The organism is Anabaena azotica FACHB-119 (assembly GCF_014697625.1).
GTDB classification, from domain to species: Bacteria; Cyanobacteriota; Cyanobacteriia; order Cyanobacteriales; family Nostocaceae; genus Trichormus; species Trichormus azoticus_A.
Map to the genome: position 1 here is coordinate 53,408 of NZ_JACJSG010000004.1, position 19,183 is coordinate 72,590.

At 41.2% G+C, this 19,183-nt stretch carries 20 protein-coding genes; 9 read left to right on the top strand and 11 right to left on the bottom strand.

All coding sequences use genetic code 11. From position 1 onward, the window contains the following. Nucleotides 1-185: 185 nt before the first annotated feature. A complete protein-coding gene (locus tag H6G83_RS03775) occupies nucleotides 186-1,151 on the top strand; it encodes a M48 family metallopeptidase (protein WP_190467187.1) in 966 nt (321 codons plus the stop codon). Nucleotides 1,152-1,191: 40 nt separating this feature from the next. Here the strand turns inward: H6G83_RS03775 and H6G83_RS03780 are convergent, their stop codons facing one another. Then, complete coding sequence (locus H6G83_RS03780; protein ID WP_190467713.1) at nucleotides 1,192-1,491, bottom strand: hypothetical protein; 300 nt, start codon at nucleotides 1,489-1,491, stop codon at nucleotides 1,192-1,194. A 716-nt stretch (nucleotides 1,492-2,207) separates the two neighbouring features. On the opposite strand from H6G83_RS03780, the gene H6G83_RS03785 reads away from it, so the two are divergent. Continuing rightward, nucleotides 2,208-2,885, top strand: coding sequence for a sugar transferase (locus tag H6G83_RS03785; protein ID WP_190467189.1), 678 nt, complete (start codon nucleotides 2,208-2,210; stop codon nucleotides 2,883-2,885). Between the two features lie 400 nt (nucleotides 2,886-3,285). Here the strand turns inward: H6G83_RS03785 and H6G83_RS03790 are convergent, their stop codons facing one another. From H6G83_RS03790 to H6G83_RS03805, 4 genes are all read right to left on the bottom strand, one after another. Then, nucleotides 3,286-3,903, bottom strand: coding sequence for a HupE/UreJ family protein (locus H6G83_RS03790; protein ID WP_190467191.1), 618 nt, complete (start codon nucleotides 3,901-3,903; stop codon nucleotides 3,286-3,288). Between the two features lie 435 nt (nucleotides 3,904-4,338). Further along, nucleotides 4,339-5,334, bottom strand: a complete 996-nt coding sequence (locus H6G83_RS03795) for a sensor histidine kinase (protein WP_190467193.1) — start codon at nucleotides 5,332-5,334, stop codon at nucleotides 4,339-4,341. 86 nt (nucleotides 5,335-5,420) lie between these two features. Continuing rightward, nucleotides 5,421-7,172 (bottom strand): ABC transporter ATP-binding protein, encoded by a 1,752-nt coding sequence (locus tag H6G83_RS03800; RefSeq protein ID WP_190467195.1) that lies wholly within the window; start codon nucleotides 7,170-7,172, stop codon nucleotides 5,421-5,423. 243 nt (nucleotides 7,173-7,415) lie between these two features. After that, nucleotides 7,416-8,111 (bottom strand): hypothetical protein, encoded by a 696-nt coding sequence (locus tag H6G83_RS03805; protein ID WP_190467196.1) that lies wholly within the window; start codon nucleotides 8,109-8,111, stop codon nucleotides 7,416-7,418. Between the two features lie 245 nt (nucleotides 8,112-8,356). Between H6G83_RS03805 and galE the strand changes: the two genes are divergently transcribed. Next, entirely contained in the window at nucleotides 8,357-9,355 is a 999-nt protein-coding gene (gene galE, locus H6G83_RS03810; protein ID WP_190467198.1) for a UDP-glucose 4-epimerase GalE, read from the top strand. Nucleotides 9,356-9,412: 57 nt separating this feature from the next. Here the strand turns inward: galE and H6G83_RS03815 are convergent, their stop codons facing one another. Genes H6G83_RS03815 through H6G83_RS03825 form a run of 3 tightly spaced genes read right to left on the bottom strand, consistent with a single transcriptional unit; the run spans nucleotide 9,413 to nucleotide 12,182 of the window. Then, entirely contained in the window at nucleotides 9,413-10,276 is an 864-nt protein-coding gene (locus tag H6G83_RS03815; RefSeq protein ID WP_190467202.1) for a DUF4351 domain-containing protein, read from the bottom strand. A 3-nt stretch (nucleotides 10,277-10,279) separates the two neighbouring features. Beyond that, nucleotides 10,280-10,939: a hypothetical protein gene (locus tag H6G83_RS03820; RefSeq protein WP_190467205.1), complete on the bottom strand. Its 660-nt coding sequence runs from the start codon at nucleotides 10,937-10,939 to the stop codon at nucleotides 10,280-10,282. After that, complete coding sequence (locus H6G83_RS03825) at nucleotides 10,914-12,182, bottom strand: urease accessory protein UreH domain-containing protein (RefSeq protein WP_190467208.1); 1,269 nt, start codon at nucleotides 12,180-12,182, stop codon at nucleotides 10,914-10,916. The genes H6G83_RS03820 and H6G83_RS03825 overlap by 26 nt, the downstream gene beginning before the upstream one ends. Nucleotides 12,183-12,345: 163 nt before the next feature. Between H6G83_RS03825 and H6G83_RS03830 the strand changes: the two genes are divergently transcribed. Continuing rightward, nucleotides 12,346-13,344, top strand: a complete 999-nt coding sequence (locus tag H6G83_RS03830; protein WP_190467211.1) for a M28 family peptidase — start codon at nucleotides 12,346-12,348, stop codon at nucleotides 13,342-13,344. Nucleotides 13,345-13,598: 254 nt separating this feature from the next. Next, nucleotides 13,599-14,039, top strand: coding sequence for a hypothetical protein (locus tag H6G83_RS03835; RefSeq protein WP_190467214.1), 441 nt, complete (start codon nucleotides 13,599-13,601; stop codon nucleotides 14,037-14,039). Between the two features lie 30 nt (nucleotides 14,040-14,069). Here H6G83_RS03835 and rbsK read toward each other — a convergent pair whose 3' ends face one another. Continuing rightward, entirely contained in the window at nucleotides 14,070-14,993 is a 924-nt protein-coding gene (gene rbsK / locus H6G83_RS03840; protein WP_190467217.1) for a ribokinase, read from the bottom strand. Between the two features lie 55 nt (nucleotides 14,994-15,048). On the opposite strand from rbsK, the gene H6G83_RS03845 reads away from it, so the two are divergent. Further along, the gene (locus tag H6G83_RS03845; protein ID WP_190467220.1) at nucleotides 15,049-15,222 is read left to right on the top strand and encodes a hypothetical protein; all 174 of its coding nucleotides are present in this window, start codon (nucleotides 15,049-15,051) and stop codon (nucleotides 15,220-15,222) included. Nucleotides 15,223-15,511: 289 nt separating this feature from the next. Here H6G83_RS03845 and ssuE read toward each other — a convergent pair whose 3' ends face one another. Both ssuE and ssuD read right to left on the bottom strand, forming a co-directional pair. Continuing rightward, nucleotides 15,512-16,078 carry an NADPH-dependent FMN reductase gene (ssuE, locus tag H6G83_RS03850; RefSeq protein ID WP_190467223.1) on the bottom strand — a complete coding sequence of 189 codons (567 nt, stop codon included), beginning with the start codon at nucleotides 16,076-16,078 and terminating at the stop codon, nucleotides 15,512-15,514. 38 nt (nucleotides 16,079-16,116) lie between these two features. After that, complete coding sequence (ssuD, locus tag H6G83_RS03855) at nucleotides 16,117-17,271, bottom strand: FMNH2-dependent alkanesulfonate monooxygenase (protein ID WP_190467225.1); 1,155 nt, start codon at nucleotides 17,269-17,271, stop codon at nucleotides 16,117-16,119. A gap of 592 nt (nucleotides 17,272-17,863) precedes the next feature. Between ssuD and H6G83_RS03860 the strand changes: the two genes are divergently transcribed. From H6G83_RS03860 to msrB, 3 genes are all read left to right on the top strand, one after another. Beyond that, nucleotides 17,864-18,283 (top strand): XisH family protein, encoded by a 420-nt coding sequence (locus H6G83_RS03860; RefSeq protein ID WP_190467227.1) that lies wholly within the window; start codon nucleotides 17,864-17,866, stop codon nucleotides 18,281-18,283. Next, entirely contained in the window at nucleotides 18,268-18,579 is a 312-nt protein-coding gene (locus tag H6G83_RS03865; RefSeq protein WP_190467230.1) for an element excision factor XisI family protein, read from the top strand. The genes H6G83_RS03860 and H6G83_RS03865 overlap by 16 nt, the downstream gene beginning before the upstream one ends. A gap of 186 nt (nucleotides 18,580-18,765) precedes the next feature. After that, the gene (gene msrB, locus H6G83_RS03870; protein WP_190467233.1) at nucleotides 18,766-19,173 is read left to right on the top strand and encodes a peptide-methionine (R)-S-oxide reductase MsrB; all 408 of its coding nucleotides are present in this window, start codon (nucleotides 18,766-18,768) and stop codon (nucleotides 19,171-19,173) included. Nucleotides 19,174-19,183 lie beyond the last annotated feature (10 nt).

Below are 19,183 nucleotides of genomic sequence, written 5' to 3' on the forward strand. Positions count from 1 at the left end.
GGTTTCCCGCGCCCTCTTAACTGGCGTTCGCCCTTGGCGTGCCGTTGGCATACCCGTTCGCGTTAGCGTCCCGTAGGGAAGGGTCAACAGTTACTAGGTCGTATTTTGACCAATTAAGAATTATAGATTTTTGACATTGGACTATTGACTATTGACTATGGACTAATTACCTATCACCCCAAATTATGCCAACTTACACAGGAATTTCCAGCGAAGCCTTCAGGCATCCACTAGATCGTCAAGCCGAGCAAGCTTTACGGAATTTACCAGGATTTGATTTAACTGCTCGTAAATTTGTGGAATTTGTCTACGAACGCCCTCAGCTAGTTTATCTCATGGGCAACACCATCCAAGTCGGGCCAAGGCAATATTCCACTATTTACCAGATATTTCGGGAGTGTGTGCGGGATTTGGATATTTATCCAGAACCTACACTGTTTGTTGCACAAAATCCACAGGCAAATAGCTACGCATTAGGTCAAGAGAATCCTTATATAGTCATAGACACAGGGATACTGGACTTACTGGACGAATCCGAAATTCGGGCGGTGTTAGCCCACGAATTGGGGCATATTAAATGTGGTCATACTATTCTAATTCAAATGGCGATGTGGGCAATGAGTACGGCTTCTGCCTTGGGGGAATTCACCTTTGGCATCGGCAATTTCGTCTCTGGAGCCTTAATTTATGCTTTTTTTGAATGGCGGCGTAAGGCTGAGTTAACGGCAGATCGGGCGGCTCTGTTGGTTGTAGATGACTTGAATACGGTTTTATCGTCAATGATGAAGCTTGCTGGCGGTAGTGGTAAATATGCCCATGAATGCAGTTTGCCGGAATTTATCAAGCAGTCCGAAAATTATCAAGCTCTAGACCAAGATGGACTTAATCAAGTTTATAAATTCTTAATGTATAACGGCGCTCAAGGGATGATGTTAACTCATCCTTTCCCTGTAGAAAGAGTGCAGTATTTAAAACAGTGGGCAGTGTCATCAGAATATCAACAAATTCGCCAAGGTAATTATCAGCGATCGCCTGCCTCCGGTTCCGTAGAAGTACCAGTCGCCACACCAGAAGCCGAAGCCGAAAAGCTACGTCGTCAAATTGCAGAATTACAACAACAAATTAACAAAATGAAGCGGTCTGAATCATAGGGAGTAGGGAGTGGGAGAAAAATCTGGATATTCTCCCAATTTATTCCTCTACTGCTTCAATTAAAGAAGTCAGCCTATCTAAAGTTTGTGTGAGCTGTGTGAGTTTTCGTAATGATTCATTTTGAGATTCAGCCAGGCTTTGTACTGCATCACACAAGGCAAAAACTTGATATCCCTGTTGCTGTAATTGCTTGCCTTGTGCTTCAACTTGGTTACTGATATTTTCTACTCTTTCGGCAAGTCTTTCTATAGCTTCAGTAGTAGATAGTACTGCTTCCCCAATCTGTTCAACAATTGATTCCAAACGGCTAATTTTTACTTCGACCCCAGATGCAATCATTTCTTGACCACCCCGATTATAAGAGAGCATTTTAGAATCTTGTGACGTAAATAATTAAGTAATTAAATTCAACAAACTTAGATTTCTATAAATGTTTTTTCCTACTATTGATGATTTTGTTGCTCGTTGCTTCTAGCAAATGATAGAAGCTTTTTTGCCATATCAATGGTAAGTCGGTAGATGAATGATTTAATTGGCAATTTCCTTAGTAGGAAGACAAAAATAAACTTAACTATATATAGCAGTAGCCACATAGGTTAGGACATAGGTAAATCATAAAACCCTTATATTAACAAGCTTCCCTTGCCTATACCTTGTACCCTGTGACCTGTCCCCTGCTATAAATCAAAGTCAATATATAGCAGGTGACAGATGCTTGCTATCAAGAGTTGATGATTTAGCCATCTCCTCACCTATGTGATTACTGCTATAGCTAAAAACTTTTTTATTCTGCCTTTTGCCCTCTTCAACAGAGGATCACAATTAGTAGGAGTAAGCTTTTTTGTTACATATTATGGTCTATTTATCATCCTCCTTACGGAATATTTATCTTTCTTTATTCTAAGTTTAAAAAACTTCATGATCCCTAGAATATTGATGAAGATTACGTAAATATACCGTAAAAAGCGAATTTTTTTCATAAAGAGGAGTTTATATTTTGAGTGAAACTCCGTGTTTTTACCCTTGTTGTTAGGCAATCGGCTAGAAAATGTACCATGTATCAAACACAAATAGAAAGCGTCTTGCAAGGTACGAGTTACAAGGATTGGGAATTTGCACTTATGCCCCATCCCTCTGCACAATCCAAGTTCAAGCGTTGTTTGGATATTGTAGGTAGCTTGGTGGGGTTATTGATTTTGGCGATCGCCTTCGTACCAATTGCGATCGCCATAAAATTGGATAGTCCAGGCCCAATCTTCTTTTCTCAAGAACGTTATGGTCTTCGGGGTCGTCCCTTCCACATCTGGAAGTTTCGCTCAATGGTGAATGATGCGGAAAAACTGAAAAGCTTAGTAGATAATGAAGCTGACGGACTGATCTTTAAAAACAAAAATGATTTCCGTGTTACCAGAGTAGGACGCATCTTGCGTAGTACCAGCTTAGATGAACTGCCCCAATTCTGGAATGTGTTTATGGGTGATATGAGTTTGGTCGGAACACGTCCACCCACGGCTGATGAAGTAGCTAAATATAACAAGCGTCATTGGCAACGTTTGAATGTCAAGCCTGGTTTAACCGGAGAGTGGCAAGTTAACGGTCGTTCTCATGTGAAAGATTTTGAAAAAATAGTAGATTTAGATTTGCAATATCAAAATAATTGGCATCCACTATACGATTTACAACTGATTTTTAAAACGATTTACGTGATCCTTGGCAGAGTTGGAGCATTTTAAAACAGTTATCAGTTATCAGTCAGCCAGGGCGTATGGTGGGGGATAAACAAGCTCCTACCTACGCTTTCCACCAATTACTGTGGTGTTTCACTTTCGTTTTTACAGCATATTTTGGGTAAATTAGGTATAAGCGTAATACCCAAAACCATGTAGAGACGTTACATATAACGTCTCTACAGTATTTCACAAATAGCGACATTGCTTTAACTGATACAGCATATTTCATCGGTACACAAGGGCGGGCAAGATGCCCACCCCACAAGACTTTTACCATTTATATCTGTACCTCATTTACCTACAAATTGCTGTAACTATTTACTGTTAGCTGTTAAATCATCGATTTAACACCACCCTATCTTGGCAAAGGCTGTCATAGGGTGGTGTTTTATGCCAGTCTTAATCAAGTTGCTAAAAATACGATACCAATACTAGCTAGAGCAAAGCCAACAAAATGGGCAAGAGGTAAACTGTGAGAGTTGATTTTTCTGGCGGTGGTCGCCACTGTGTAGTGAGTGAAAGCCATACCTGATGTGTAGATAAGCGACGATGTTAGGTCAGTCCCAGTTATTGTGTGACCTGTAAGGTGGCCTTGAAACAAACCAGCGATCGCACCTAAAATAACCACAATCAACAAGTTTGAGCGATTGGGCGTGATTAACATAATACCAACAGCGAGAATAGAAACAGCGATCGCTATCTCTGCACTGGGTAAGTGGAACTGTAGTAAATGAGTAATTAAGCCTAAAACCGATGCTAATACAAAGGTGTTAGTGACGATAGCACCATGTACAAGACCAGCAGAGAACAAACCAATAGCCAAGAGATTAACCAAACTATTCCAGTGCAGTACCGGGTCGGCAACTCCCCATAAACAGCCATCCCAGACATTAGAGATAGTATGCTGGAGTGGTAATCCACTCAAAGAGCTTAACAGACTAATTACTATCACAGATGCGATCGCTCCAACATGACGATGCTGTAATTTCCCCAACGTAGCAGGCTTAGAAGTAGAAGACATTATTATGCACCATTAGTTTTTGAGGTAATATCAAATCCGACTAATTACTTACAATATGGTTGGTTGAATTACTAATGGGTAATTGTTTTCTACCATTACCCATTACCAGCCACCAAGATATGATAAGTGTTTAAGCGGACATCATATATAGCAGGGGACCTGACTTTTCACGGCATCTAGAAGACCTCTCTCCAAACCTCTCTCCTACAACGAGAGAGGCTTTGATTTCTCCCCCTTCCCTCGTAGGGAAGGGGGCTGGGGGGTTAGGTCTGACGTTGGCTTTTCCACATAACGTGAAAAGTTAGAGCAGGGGACAGGTGATAGGTGACTCTTTACAGGGCTGAAAGCCTTTGAAACCAAAGGTTTTAAGATTGTATGATGTCCTAACCTATCACACAACTGCTGTAATTTATACTTCCCTAGTAGTTAGGCAAACTAACACTGCAAATAAATCTGCTTGATTAGGCAAAACGCCGTAGAAACACCCACATATCTAAAGAAAATTGTCCAGATTTCTATGAGTTGTTTAGAATAACAACTAATTTTTGGTAAATTGCCGTATTCCTTAATTATCTCAATCGCTGGGTATTTACCTTGACCTTTTAAGCGATTTTGCAATAGTAATAATGTAGAATCAATACTTTGGTGAATATCTACTTTTTTTATTTCAGCTTCATCTAATCGAGAAAATTTTCGTAAATATATAATTACCTCTCGAATCCTTGTTGCTCCAATTGCGATTGAAGATAATATCTTTTGTATATCTTCTTGAATAAAATCGATATCAAATTCTTGAATATAAGTTTGAATCGCTGATGTTGGTTGGGGATATTGTTCCTTGTAAAGCGCAATTAACCCTAATAAATTTTGCACATATTCCTGAGCAAAATGAATATTGCCATAGATGAAGTTAGTTGGATTATTAATTTCGTAGGCGATACCGGAAACTAACTTAACCAGAGAGGAAATTTTCTCAGTTTGAATGAGTTGCGCTTGTGTATTTTCTAGATTTTCTAAAGTTGCTTTGAGTTCAGCATTACTAGCCGCCAATTGAGCAGGACTGGGTAAAGCTAGTGCTTGGGGAATTATCGGTACTAAAACCATAGCTGTATAAACCGATAATAAAGCTGTAATAGCTTTGATACTGCCAGATAACCAGTAAGTTGGATGCCAAATTGTCCAGATTTCCATTATGTGGGTTGTACCGCAGGAGACAATAAAAGCTCCAAATAACAGCAGTATGTTTTTGAAAGGTAAATCCTTGCGTTTGTGGGCAAAATAAATCAGACTGATGGGGATTGAATAATAAGCAAGAGCAATCAAAGAGTCTGAGAGGATGTTTAACCACAATAAACTAGGTTTCCAAAGGTAACAATGCCCATACGGAATGAATAAGCCGTCTGTAAAAAATTGTTGTATGAATTCAAGCATTAATTTCTAAAAGTATGAATATTTTCGAGTTGGTGTTTACCAAAAAGTATACTCATAAGAGCGGAAATATGCCTAGATGGAAAATACTAATTTAGTAATTCTTCTACTTGATGCTGACTCCACAATTTTCTGTAAAGACCTTCTTTCTGCACTAGTTCTAAGTGATTACCCATCTGGACAATTTTGCCTTTATCCATGACAAAAATCCGGTCAGCTACCGCCGCAGCCGAAAGTTGGTGAGTGATGAAAACTACTGTTTTACGTTCAGTGCCATGAGAAAGATTATTGAGGATTTGGGTAGCTGTTTGATTGTCTACACTTGAGAGGGCATCATCTAAGATTAAGACCGGAGCATTGACTAACATTGCTCTAGCTAATGCGGTGCGTTGCCTTTGCCCACCAGAGAGGGTAATACCACGTTCGCCCACAATGGTTTCATATTGTTGAGGAAAGTTAATGATTTCTGGATGAATTTGGGCAACTTTAGCCACGTACTCGACATTTTCCATTGGGCTGACTGGATCGCCATAACGAATGTTATTTTTAATGGTGGTACTAAATAAGAAGCTTTCTTGAGGAACGTAGGCGATCGCGCTACGTAAATCTGCTATGGCTACCTTAGTAATATCCAACCCATCTAAAAATAACTGTCCTGGTTCAATTTCCAATAATCTAGGCAAAGCATTGGCTAAAGTGGACTTACCCGAACCGATAGCCCCGACAATAGCCACGGTTTCACCAGGGTTAATGGTAAAGTTCACTTTGTCTAAAGCTGGAGTTTCCGCCCCTGGATAAGTGTAACTGAGATTTTTAGCTGTTAATTCCCCTTTGACTTCTGCCAAGGGTAGATTGATGGCTTCTTCTGCATCTTGAATTTTAGCTTTAACGCTGAGGATAGATTCTAAACGATCCACACTCACCTCACCTCGTTGGTAAGTGGAAATAGTAAAGCCCAAAAGCGCCGTAGGAAATGCTAAACGTTCTATATATAATAAAAGTGCCAAAAAATCCCCAACAAGCAAGGTTCCCTCAGCAATTCGTGATGTTCCCAACCAGATAATCACCAGTGAACTCAAACTGGCTAAACCACCAATTAAAGGAAACAGAGTATTACGAGTTCTGGCTAGTTCCAAGTTAGCTGTTAATAACTTTTGATTCTGCACGTCAAAAGCCCGACGCTCGTTTTCTTCTTGGGCGTAAATTTTAATTAAAGCAATACCACTAATATCTTCCTGAATTAGTTCACTAATATCAGACAGTTGTTCTTGTACCAACGCCTGTTGTCGCCGTAAATGATTACTAAATAAATTTACTAAAACGAACATAAAAGGATAGACAGCCAAAGCTGCTATTGTCAAATCCACACTAATTCTCAGCATGACTGGCAGTGTGAGAGTATAGGCAAATAAAGTATTTGCTAAACTTAATACTGCAAAACCTAACAATCGTCTGACATTATCTACATCGCTGGTAGCTCTGCTGATTAAATCGCCTATACTATTGCTAGCAAAATAAGCAGGCTCTAGCTTAAGTAAATGTTCAAAAATACGTTGCTTCAGGTCAAATTCTACTTGTCTACCTACACCAAATAACCAAATCCGCGAAGCCATGCGGATGAGTAACATAGCCGAACTCAGCAAAATAATCACAACTACATAATGTAGTACTTGATTCCAACTAAACTGAGTAGAAAGTTTATCAACACAAGACCGGATCAACCAAGGAATATAAACACCCAGCCCATTGACAGACAACAAAGCTAGGATGCCCAATGTCGCATCGCGCCAATGGGGGCGCAAATAAGCAGCAAGTTTAGCAATTCGTTGAGTTTTTGCCATGATGGGGGGTTGGGGACTGGGGACTGGGGACTGGGGGTTGGGGGAGCAGGGGAGCAGGGGAGAAAAACTGTCAACTGTCAACTGTCAACTGCCTTTTTCTAGCCCCTAGCCCCTATTCCTGTTTTAAGATACTTACAGCAGATTGCAGGTGAATGAGGTACAACTTACCCAAAAGTTATGTACCAACAGACTTTCCCGCCTGTTCCCTGTTAAGAGTTCCCTGTTCCCTGCTGTATTTTACACTTATGCCTGACGACCACGTAAGAAAAAGTAAACTTGATTGAGGTAACTTTCCCAGACTTGGGTTGTCAGTTGTAGTGTTGTGGCACTAGGCACAAAGTCTTCTAGACGTAGCCCTCGCTCTTGAATTTGTTGAGGATTTTGTAACAGATAGGGTGGAATGCTATTCAAAGGGTTGAATGCTATGGTTGTCCGTCCTAGTTCTGGGGTTGGTAGTATAGTATCGCCAACAATATCGGCAACTGGTGTTTGGTTGGTAGTTTGTGCCAAAGCTATTGTTGTTGTCGATGGGGCTGCTGACAATAATTGATAACTGGGAATAACCGCGCCTGTAGCCAATGGCGCTCTGATTAAGAAGTAGGCGATCGCTGGCGTACTTGACAATAGTAAAATTGTCAATGCCCAACCTACTAGATATCCTCCGGGTTTATCTATGCCACCACCTTTAATTCTTTGGGCCGCAAAAATCATCATCAATACCGCCGCCCCTAAAGGTTTGAGTGGGAAAGAGATTAATCGCCATAAAGATGCCACAGCTGGTTCGTTGGGATTAATGAACGATAAAGCTATGACTATCAACACAATCACTAGAATTAATCTGCCGACAAAACTACCGGAAGGATAGAATCGCTGAAACAGAGCAAATACGATAGTACCAATCAGTAACCACAGCAGTACTCGGCTTAACAGTAAAAACATAGATTTACCTCAAATCTCCTTTTGCAGTGAGCCTAGAGGTTTTGCGAAGTGGATTTATTTTAGCGTCAACTGTAATTGCAGCATTTGACATAAAATACTTCAACCCTCACACAAAAGACCACCGTCGTAGTGATTTTAGTGCAAATTTTCGTCACTGCGCTCAATATTTATAATTTTCGAGATTAGTAATGGGGTACACCATTAAATTAAATTAATTGAGTAGTTGTTACTCAAAAGGAAAAACTATGTCGCCTGGAAAGCCCAGCATTTTGGTAACGGGGGGAGCAGGATATATCGGTTCACACACTGTACTGGCTCTCAAGCAAGCAGGTTATGACGTGGTGATACTAGATAATTTGGTTTACGGACACCGTGATCTAGTAGAAAAGGTTTTGCAAGTAGAACTGATAGTAGGGGATACAGGCGATCGCCCTTTGTTAGATGATTTATTTCAGTCCCGTCATTTTGATGCAGTGATGCACTTTTCCGCCTATGCTTATGTAGGCGAATCTGTAAGTGACCCTGCTAAATACTACCGCAATAATGTTTTAGGGACATTAACACTCTTAGAAGCGATGCTAGCTGCTTCAATTAATAAGTTTGTCTTTTCTTCCACTTGTGCCACCTATGGAGTACCGACAGTTGTCCCCATTCCCGAAGATCATCCCCAAAACCCCATTAATCCTTATGGTGCGACTAAGTTGATGGTGGAGCGGATTCTGTCGGATTTTGATGTGGCTTACGGTTTGAAATCTGTACGTTTCCGTTATTTTAATGCGGCTGGTGCTAATCCCGATGGTTTATTAGGTGAGGATCACAACCCTGAAACTCATTTAATACCCCTCGTTTTATTAACAGCCTTGGGTAAACGCAAATCAATTTCTATTTTTGGTACTGATTACCCGACAGCAGATGGCACTTGTATTCGGGATTATATCCACGTTAATGACTTAGCTGATGCCCATATTTTAGGGCTGGAATATTTATTGAAGGGGGGAGATAGCGAAGTCTTTAACTTGGGTAATGGGCAAGGTTTCTCTGTGAGGGAAGTGATTGCAGCTGCCGAACAAGTGACAGGATTACCCGTAGCTGTGGAAGAAAGCGATCGCCGTCCCGGAGATCCTCCCAGCCTGATTGGTAGTGGTGAGAAAGCCAGAAACATCCTTGGCTGGCAACCGCAATACACATCAATCAAAGATATCGTTTCTCATGCCTGGCAGTGGCATCAGAAGCGGCATCAATAGATGGATAAGTAGGTAGGGGACGGGTTTAACGAGTGAAATCTGTGGTAGATTAAATAATTAATCAACCCGTCCCTCATCTAATACGGTGAACCAATTTTCTAAATCGGCTAAATTCTGAAAATCTAACAACGCTTCACCCAGATTTTCTAATTGTTCTAAAGGTAGAGTTTCGATTTGTAACAGCGTTGCTTGGGGTAATTCTCCAACGCGACGGGTAAGTTGACGAAGAATGAGCGATCGCTCTCGCTGTTCACCGCGCTGTTCACCGCGCTGTTCACCGCGCTGTTCACCTTCAGCTAAAATTTCTTGATAAATCACCGATTCGCGCATCATACCCTCCCGAAATATCTGTCGAATCAAGTCTTTATCGTATTTTAACCCCGCCAAGATTTGGGTGTATGTGGAAATATCCGGTCTTTGTTCTGGATCAAGTTGATTGACTCGCTCTACTACTTGTTGCAATAAGGCTTGGGGTTGGGTTGTTGCTGCTAATGGTGCTAATGGCAACAACGCCTCGTTATTGAGGAAGATTTCGGGGTTTTCCTCCCACATACAAATTACCCGATATTCGTGACGGGTGTTTTCCACATGAAAAACTGTTTCAATAACTGTCCCTGGTGCGGGGGGAAGTAATAATACTACGACTTGCGTTATTGGTAGACGATACAAACGATACAACCTCACCCAATAATCAAGCATCCGTAGGGGTAAGGGTGGTGTGGATTCGAGTTTGGTTTGAAATTCCAGGTGGAGAATACGTTGTTCTAGCTGTAGGAATGTCACATAATCTGCACGTATTGGTTCAATGCTCAATTCGGTTTTGAGGACTTTGGCGCTCCTTTGGGGAGTCCCTAATACCCAACTGGCAAAAGTTTCAGGGTGCTTTTCTGATAGGAGTTTACACAGGTTATCAAACGACATTAATTATCTCTTTTTGTTTTGCCAAATTGCGAATACTGTACCCAAGATGGCGACAATGGGAATTGCGATCGCCCACAATGGTATCGAGTTAGATTCAGTCTCTACGGCAACTGATTGATTATTGTTGACATTTTGATTATTTTGTGTATCAACTCTATTTCCGGCGGCTACAGTGACTTCAAATTTAAATTCAAATGGTTTGAAGTTCGCCCCACTTGTGGGTTTACCACTTAGCTGTAGCTGATAAATTCCTGGTTTGGGAAAGGTAATATCTGCACCTGGTATTCCCTGATAAATTTCAGCATTCACAGGTTTTAAGGATGGTTCCAAAAGTGCAGGTTCGCCGGGTGTGTGGGGTTGGGCGTAAACTGCTAACTGACAATTACATTGCACCAGAGGAATGACTTTACCACCTTTACGGGTGAGGGCAAACCAAGTTATTGTCGATTCTCCAGCACGGGGATTATCATTTGGTTCGATGTGCAGTGTAGCGCCAACATCTGGTGTTGTCTCCACCTTATGGGCGGTAGCTGGGTAAATATCAGTGGTAGAGAGAGCAACACATCCTAGTAGTAATATTAAATACTTTGATGCGGGGACTGAGTAAGAATACACCTGCTGTTTTTCTTTGGTTGTTTTAGCGTGATTTGTTAGGGGGGACATAAAATTTTTCTAAGGCTAACTTTGACCAAAAAAACTTTGTTCTTACAAGCAACACGCCAAGAGTGACAATTCCTAACAGCACTGTTGCTAACTTATTCCCCCAACTTGGGATAGAACCCAAATAATGAGAACCAATCAACACTGTATGAATCGCACTCAAAAGCAAAGCTGGTACACTCAATAAATGAATTTTTCGCCAGTGCTTGCCTAAAGATTTTTGCAATGATTCCCAACTTGTGAAAGCTGCGGGGGTCATTAATAATAATGCTACAGCACCCGCCGCGATCGCTAATTGAAATTGTGGTACTAAAAAGAAAAACCTAGTTAATTTCCACTCAAATAAATGTTCAATCATGTGGCTAGTGTGTGCCACAGATAAAACAAATGCCCCTACTCCCAAAGCGCGGCGATAACGTAAAGGCGATGCCCACAATTTACTTACAGGACGAGCAATTAGCGCCAAAATTAAGCAGAGTAAGGCTGCGTGTCCAGTATAATCTACCATTGTGTCACCAGTCCGCAGCAAGGTAATTACCCCCATACTTAGGGTAATCACACCACCTAAACGAAATAACTGACTACGTTTATCTTGACTCACCAGGGAAGTAGATACGCCTACACCTAACATGGTGGGTAGGGTTCCCAAACCAAAAGCCAACATAGTCGCCCCACCCATCCATAAATTCCCCGTTTCCGCCGCTTTAATTTGAGCAGCGTAGAGGAAGCCACAGGGCATCAAACCCCAAGTCATACCCAACAGTGCAGGTGTCCACCATCGCTGTTGTAGGGAAAGTTTCATCATACCTGTACTCAGGCGGTTGTGTAAATTGCCTCTTAATAGGGGGTGCAATATGGGAATGTGGGGTAAAAAATTTGGTGCTAACTGTCCTAAACCAAACCAAATCAACATCACACCAGTAATAATTGCCATCACACGGCGTAAGTCGCTACCAATACCCGCTAACTGTCCGCTTTGCACTAGCACTGAACCCACTCCCCCCAGTGCAGCACCGACAAGAGCATAACTCAACATCCGTCCCAAATTGAGCAGAAAATGAAACTTTAATTGCTGTTGCCAAGTCGGATGAGTTTTTGAGGGTGATGTGTTTTTCTGAGAATTTTTATCAGGAATGCTGTGTTGATGAGACAGTGAAAACGCTACAGTTAGCGGCCCGCACATCCCGAAGCAATGCCCAAAACTACCGAAGAACCCCAGGATGGTGATGAGTGATAAATCTAGCATATGGAGGGATTGGGGGAGTGGGGGGAGATGAGGGGGAAAGGGCAAAAGGGAAAGGGCAAAAGGAACAACTGTCAACTGTCTGTTACAAAGTTCTAGGGCAAAACTTTAAGTCATATTAGTCACTTTGTCAAAAGACAAGTTGTCGAACTTATAGGTATTTATAATGAAAAAACGAATTTGGCTGACGTTGTTAGTATTGGTAGTGGTTGTGATAGTGGGTAGTAGGGGGAGCGCTTTTTTTGAGCAGCGTTCTTCCCCGGAAATTGTTGAGACTGTGCCGCTAACAACGCCTCAGCCACAACCAGAGTCTCAGGAAGTGAAAAATGAATTGCAAGTATCTATTGATAGATTATTAGGACATATCCAAAAGTTAAATTTTCAACGTTACACAACAGCAGAGCGATCGCGCACTCGCACATATATCATGAGTGAACTGCGGAAATTTGGCTGGACACCCAAATTAGAAAAGTTCCCTAATGGTATAAATGTCTTTGCTGAACGTCAAGGCACTGACAGCACAACCAAGGCAATTTTGATAGGCGCTCATTATGACACTGTAGCCGCTTCTCCAGGCGCTGATGATAACGCTAGTGGTGTCGCTGTCTTACTGGAAATTGCCAGGTTGTTTGCTTCCCATCCCACACCCCGGACTTTGCAATTAGCTTTTTTTGATTTAGAGGAAGCTGGGTTGCTTGGTAGTAAAGCTTTTGTTACTAATACTCAACGCTTGGAAAAACTCCGGGGCGTGATAGTTATGGATATGGTTGGTTATGCTTGTTACACTAGTGGCTGTCAAGAATATCCTGTGGGATTACCTGTTACGCCACCCAGCGACAAGGGTGATTTTTTGGTAGCCGTTGGTGATACTGAAAATCTGTCTCTACTCAACACTTTTAACAATACTGATACAACCAACCTCCCCAACGTCCTCACTCTGCCAATTCCCTTAAAAGGTTTACTCACACCTGACACATTGCGTAGTGATCATGCACCATTCTGGTATCAAGGAATAGGTGCAGTGTTAGTTACAGATACTGCCAATCTCCGCACACCATACTATCACCAACCTAGTGATGTACCCAAAAATATCGAGCGATCGTTTTTCGCTGGTGCAGCACAGATTGTTGTCAAGGCTACTGATAGTTTGTTAAAGAGTCAATAGTCCATAGTCAACAGTGAGATAGTGCGTTCCTGAGCCACCCCTGTGCGGGGGTTCCCCCCGTTGAAGGGAGTGGCGTGTCGCCTTGCGTCGGAAAGCAACTATCGAACCCGCAAGGGTCAACAGTTAACAACAAATATTAAATTTTTTAGCCTCCGTGTAATTACATAGACGTTTACAAAAAAATGAATTATAAAGTATCAGGAATAATTCCATTAGTCCTATTTTTACTTCATATATTCAGGGGTTTTAATAATATGCTACGTATATATAAATCGACTATTAAACTTTCATCTGTGGCGGCGATCGCATTATTATTTACAAGCTGTGGTGAAAGTAAATATGCTCAATGTAACAAATTGATAAAAATTGTTAATGAAGCAGCTTTCTTCGGTCGGCAATACCGTAATAATAACGATGCTCAAGCTACTCAAGGCTTAACTGAAATTGCTAGTAAAATAGACAAACTAAATACAGACATGAAAGGCTTAAAAATTCAAGATGACGAATTAAAAAGTTATCAAATACGTTTGATCAAACTTTATCAAGATATTAGTAAAGGTTTAAATGATACAGCAACAGCCATAAATAAAAAGGATATTCAACAAACAAATCGCCTTTTAGCTGCATTACAAAAGAGTAGTGTTGAAGAACGTTCAATACAAAATGATATGAGAAATTATTGCCTTGGTGAATAATTTAGGACTTACGCTTTTCCACAGCGTGTTTTATCGACCACGTTCTTCAAGAAAAGTATCAAATGTAAATCTATCAGGTAACGAAGTTTGTGCGCCTAATTTAGTGGCTGCTAAAGCACCCGCAGCCGCACCCCAAACAACTGCTTGATGTAAAGAAAGACCTGTGTAAAGTGCTGCTGCTAAACCACCATTAAAAGCGTCACCAGCAGCTACAGTATCCACAGTTTCTACAGAGAATGCAGGGACAAAAAATACTTCTTTCTCAGTGGCGCAAACAACACCCTTAGCGCCTAATTTAACGATCGCACTTTTCACGCCTCTCTGCAATAACACCCCAGCCGCCTTTGCTGCTGCATCTTCCCCATCCACAGGAAAACCAACTAATTGCCCTGCTTCCACTTCATTGGGGGTAATAATATCAACTAAGGGATATAGTTCTGCTGGTAAATCTACTTGTGCTGGTGCAGGATCTAAAATTACGATGATATTAGCATTTCTTGCTGCTTGTGCAGCCGCAACTACGGTATTTATAGGAATTTCTAGTTGCAATAACAATGTTTTAGCGTTTGGTAATATGCGTGATAATCTCTCTACATCTTCCTGATTAACCTTTCCATTAGCACCAGGAATAACTATTATTTCATTATCACCATTATGAGCTACAGTGATTATAGCTACTCCAGAACTGATAGTTTCATCAACAAAAATATTGTCAGTTTGTACGCCAGCATCTTGTAAATTTTGTACCAGTTCTGCGCCGAAACTGTCTCCACCAACTCGTCCTCCCATTTGGGTAGGAACTCCTAACTTTGCTAGGGCTACGGCTTGGTTCGCGCCTTTACCCCCTGGAACTTTTAAGAAAGTATCTCCCAGCAATGTTTCTCCGGCAATAGGTAAGCGGGGTGCTGTGGCAACTAAATCTATATTGATGCTGCCGAAGACGATAATACTCATGATTTATATCATGTATGTTTCAATACTTATCATATCGTAGGGGTTGGTCATTCAAATGCGGGAATCGATTTGGATAAAATTAACCGCCGATAAACGCCGTACCCGTTGGGAACCGAAGGAAGAAACGCCGATAAATGCTTTATATCATGTCCGCCTAATTAGTTGTAATTCGGTGCATCTGTGCAAAAAGGTGAAAACTCTTTCTCCCCCTGCCCCCTTGCAGTCTTAATGATAAGTCTTTTACCGGACACGATATTACTCGGATGGGTATTGTCCACGATATCAAGGTTTTGGTGGGCTACAAATACTTAATTTTTTTAATAAATAATGGGATTTGTATATGTAATTAATTTATATATTTAGGTGTTAAAATAACAATTTTTCTCTGTTTTAAGAAAGGTAGCAGATGAGTTTTATTTTACCATCTGCTAACAGCATACGGAGGTATAAACTTAATTAGTCATTGGTCATTAGTCATTGGTTTTTTACTATGGACTATGGACTGTTGACTCAATAAATTAATTGGCATTAACCAATTCTTGAGTAGCTGTTGCATCAGCTTTGACAGCTTTGACTAAATCTTTGAGAACGTCGTTAAGTCTTTGGTCAATCTCGGCATCGAGTTGGACGCTACCATCGGCTTGACGTTCAATTTGTTTATCTACGGCGTAAACAGTCGCTAAAATATGCCGCGCTCCTAATTCGCCTAAGATGGGTTTTAAGGCATATTCTACTGATAGTAAATGAGCAATGGTTCCACCAGTAGCGATTGGTAAAACTACTTTTCCTGTTAAGGATTTTTGTGGTAACAAGTCTAAAAATGCTTTTAATACGCCTGTGTAAGCAGCTTTATAGATGGGGGTGGCAATGATGACACCATCTGCTTTTGCTAGTAGTTCTTTTGGTTGTTCTAATGCGGGGCTGTCATATTTGCCGAATACTAAATCTTCGGCGGGTAAATCACGTACAGAAAGAATATCTACGTGCAAGCCTTCTTGTTGTAGTAGTTTGGCGCTATGTTCTAAAATTCCGTAGGTTCTGGATGGATGTGAAGGACTACCAGCGATCGCTAAAATACGTGCCATTTAATTCAACTCCAATAGTATTTTATAGTTCTGCGCTCTTAAGACACAAACGTAGCTTTTTGTTTGTGCTGCTTAGGAAAATCTTCGTTGGCAACAATCTCACCAAATGGGCTGAGGATGTGTTGTTGCTCGACTATAGGTATATTTAAAGGCAGGCGAGGAAATAGTAACTCGGCAACGCGATACGCTTCTTCTAAATGGGGATAGCCGGAAAGAATAAAGGTTTCAATTCCCAATTCTGTATATTCCAACATCCTGGCGGCTACGGTATCAGGATCACCGACTAGGGCTGTACCTGCACCGCCTCGGACTAAGCCGACTCCCGCCCATAGGTTAGGGCTAATTTCTAATGCTTGGCGACTACCTTTGTGTAGTTGACTCATGCGGCGTTGTCCTTCTGAGTCCATGCGGGCGTAAGCATTTTGGGCTTTGGTAATTGCCTCATCATCCACATACTTAATTAACTTATTGGCTGCGTCCCAAGCTTCGGTTTCGGTTTCGCGTACAATCACGTGTAAGCGAATGCCAAACCGTAATTTTCTACCTTGTGTTTCAGCTAGTCGGCGGACTGTGGCTATTTTCTCGGCTACTTGTGCGGGTGGTTCACCCCAAGTAAGGTAAACATCTACTTGTTTAGCAGCGATTTCTTGGGCGATGGGGGAGGAACCGCCAAACCATAGGGGTGGATGGGGTTTTTGGACTGGGGGAAATAACAACTTTCCTTCTCGGATGTCGAGATAGTCGCCTTGAAAGTTTGTTACTTCACCACTTACAAGCGATCGCCACACTGTGAGAAATTCATCTGTCAGTTGATAACGGCGATCGTGACTCAGGTGTAAGCCATCCCCGGCTAACTCTACCGGATCGCCACCTGTGACTACGTTAATCAACAACCTTCCACCAGATAAACGGTCAAAAGTTGCCGCCATCCTTGCTGCTACCCCAACAGAAGTTAACCCTGGACGAATTGCTACTAAAAAACGCATCTGGCGAGTTAGTGGTAGTAGAGAAGATGCCACAATCCAAGCATCTTCACAAGAACGTCCTGTGGGAAGTAATGCCCCTGTGTAACCCAGGTCATCCACTGCTTGGGCAATTTGCCGGAAGTACTGAAAACTAACTGCCCTTCCGCCTGTGGCCGTACCGAGGTAGCGTCCATCGCCGTGGGTGGGGATGAACCATAGTAGCTGCATGAGTCTTATCCTTAAAATATCGGCAACTCTATCGATTTACCGTAATTTATGTTTACAAGTATTGCATATTCCTCTTGAGCAAGCAAGAGGTTTTTAAAAAACTACTGTATTCCTACAAATATAAAAATAAAGCTTTAAAGACACTTGACCTGGGAAATAGGGAAATGCTTAAGAGAAACTTGATATATAAATTTATTTTAAGATAACTTTTTGTGAAAATTAATTTAATGTAAGATTATAAACCCACTGTAAATAAGATATTGAGCGATAAAAAGATACAAGCCCCTCTACAAGCAAAGTTCAGTTCGTCGGAGAGGTTGCTGTAGGCATTGCCGGAAGCCAGCGCTCTGACTTCGCGCTAAATTTATGGGATTGTGAACACAATAAACCTCCAAAATTTTCATTTGGTCTGTAACGCACCAGTGGGAAAGTCTAACAACCGAACGCACTGGTTTCTCTGTATATGTGTGGTTTGTATGTCTCTATGTAGACTTGCCAACAATCAAACTTCCGTATTCTGATATAATAAGTATATGCGTACACATTAATTAACTCTTACACAAAATGATTAAATTATTAATGTCGGCGGCAAATGTCTAGACGAGATAATTTACATTTCTCTGTGCGTCGCACTCTTGAAAAAGATGGCTGGACAATTACAGACGATCCTTTGATTTTGGTATTAGAGCAGACCCTGTTGAAAGCTGATTTGGGAGCCGAGAAATTTTTCACAGCAGAGAAAGATGGTCGTAAAATTGCTGTAGAAGTTAAAGATTTTGATGCTATCTCTGTTATCAGTGAACTTGAAAAAACAATGGGACAACTTCAGCTTTATCAATGGGCATTGGAAGAGCAAGAGCCTGAGCGTCAGTTATATTTAGCAGTGAGTCAAGAGATATACATTAAGCATTTTCAAAAACCAATTTTTCAGTTGGTTGTCCAGCGCAATAAAATTAACTTATTAGTTTATGAACTAAGCCGAGAGGTAATTATTAAATGGATCAAACATTGAATTATGCAGACATTCTCAAGACAACGGTGCAAGAAGCAATAATTAATCAACCCCGTTTACAGGCGCTTAAACTTTATGCTGTTTGCGATACCGAGTCAGGTCATTTTCTGGTTCTAGCTACAGGTTGGGATAAACAGCGTTGGATTGATAGCATTTTATTTCATGCTCGTTTAGTAGAACATCAAATCATCATTGAAGAAGATAACTTTGAAGAAAGCTTAACCCAGTTACTCATCGCTAAAGGTATCAGAAAAGAGGATATTGCGATCCATTTGCAGCCTGCAATCCTATCCTGAGAAGCATATCGGAGCTATTCAGATTTCTTTGGAAGATTTTACCAACATGTCAAGGTAGAGGAATCCCGACATAGTGACTGTGATGGCTGAGTCAAAAATAGAAAATAATAGATATATGAAGAAACGTGATTTTTCCAAGCTAGTACAGCTTTGTTATCACCCTATATTTTCCCAAGGTCAAGCATAATGACAACTTCTAATACTCAGTTTGAAATTACTAAATCTGAACAAGAATGGCAATCGATTTTAACGCCGGAACAGTATCGTGTATTGCGGAAGCATGAAACTGAACGGGCTTTTACTAGTCCCCTTGATAAAGAATACAGCGAAGGGACTTATGTTTGCGCTGGTTGTGGACAGGCTTTGTTTACATCTGATACTAAATTCAATAGTGGTACTGGCTGGCCGAGTTTTTTCCAACCCATTGAAGGCGCAATTGCTACTACTGTAGATAGGTCATTTTTCATGACGAGAATTGAAGTACATTGCAGCCGTTGTGGTGGACATTTGGGTCATGTTTTTGATGACGGCCCTGCACCCACTGGTAAGCGCTATTGTATGAATGGTGTCTCGTTAAAGTTTGAGCCTGCTTAAGATTGGGTAA

Bases quoted from the DNA above. Each gene is read 5' to 3' on its own strand.
- H6G83_RS03775 (WP_190467187.1), top strand. From the start codon at position 186: ATGCCAACTTACACAGGAATTTCCAGCGAAGCCTTCAGGCATCCACTA.
- H6G83_RS03780 (WP_190467713.1), bottom strand. From the start codon at position 1,491: ATGATTGCATCTGGGGTCGAAGTAAAAATTAGCCGTTTGGAATCAATT.
- H6G83_RS03785 (WP_190467189.1), top strand. From the start codon at position 2,208: ATGTATCAAACACAAATAGAAAGCGTCTTGCAAGGTACGAGTTACAAG.
- H6G83_RS03790 (WP_190467191.1), bottom strand. From the start codon at position 3,903: ATGTCTTCTACTTCTAAGCCTGCTACGTTGGGGAAATTACAGCATCGT.
- H6G83_RS03795 (WP_190467193.1), bottom strand. From the start codon at position 5,334: ATGCTTGAATTCATACAACAATTTTTTACAGACGGCTTATTCATTCCG.
- H6G83_RS03800 (WP_190467195.1), bottom strand. From the start codon at position 7,172: ATGGCAAAAACTCAACGAATTGCTAAACTTGCTGCTTATTTGCGCCCC.
- H6G83_RS03805 (WP_190467196.1), bottom strand. From the start codon at position 8,111: ATGTTTTTACTGTTAAGCCGAGTACTGCTGTGGTTACTGATTGGTACT.
- galE (WP_190467198.1), top strand. From the start codon at position 8,357: ATGTCGCCTGGAAAGCCCAGCATTTTGGTAACGGGGGGAGCAGGATAT.
- H6G83_RS03815 (WP_190467202.1), bottom strand. From the start codon at position 10,276: ATGTCGTTTGATAACCTGTGTAAACTCCTATCAGAAAAGCACCCTGAA.
- H6G83_RS03820 (WP_190467205.1), bottom strand. From the start codon at position 10,939: ATGTCCCCCCTAACAAATCACGCTAAAACAACCAAAGAAAAACAGCAG.
- H6G83_RS03825 (WP_190467208.1), bottom strand. From the start codon at position 12,182: ATGCTAGATTTATCACTCATCACCATCCTGGGGTTCTTCGGTAGTTTT.
- H6G83_RS03830 (WP_190467211.1), top strand. From the start codon at position 12,346: ATGAAAAAACGAATTTGGCTGACGTTGTTAGTATTGGTAGTGGTTGTG.
- H6G83_RS03835 (WP_190467214.1), top strand. From the start codon at position 13,599: ATGCTACGTATATATAAATCGACTATTAAACTTTCATCTGTGGCGGCG.
- rbsK (WP_190467217.1), bottom strand. From the start codon at position 14,993: ATGAGTATTATCGTCTTCGGCAGCATCAATATAGATTTAGTTGCCACA.
- H6G83_RS03845 (WP_190467220.1), top strand. From the start codon at position 15,049: ATGCGGGAATCGATTTGGATAAAATTAACCGCCGATAAACGCCGTACC.
- ssuE (WP_190467223.1), bottom strand. From the start codon at position 16,078: ATGGCACGTATTTTAGCGATCGCTGGTAGTCCTTCACATCCATCCAGA.
- ssuD (WP_190467225.1), bottom strand. From the start codon at position 17,271: ATGCAGCTACTATGGTTCATCCCCACCCACGGCGATGGACGCTACCTC.
- H6G83_RS03860 (WP_190467227.1), top strand. From the start codon at position 17,864: ATGTCTAGACGAGATAATTTACATTTCTCTGTGCGTCGCACTCTTGAA.
- H6G83_RS03865 (WP_190467230.1), top strand. From the start codon at position 18,268: ATGGATCAAACATTGAATTATGCAGACATTCTCAAGACAACGGTGCAA.
- msrB (WP_190467233.1), top strand. From the start codon at position 18,766: ATGACAACTTCTAATACTCAGTTTGAAATTACTAAATCTGAACAAGAA.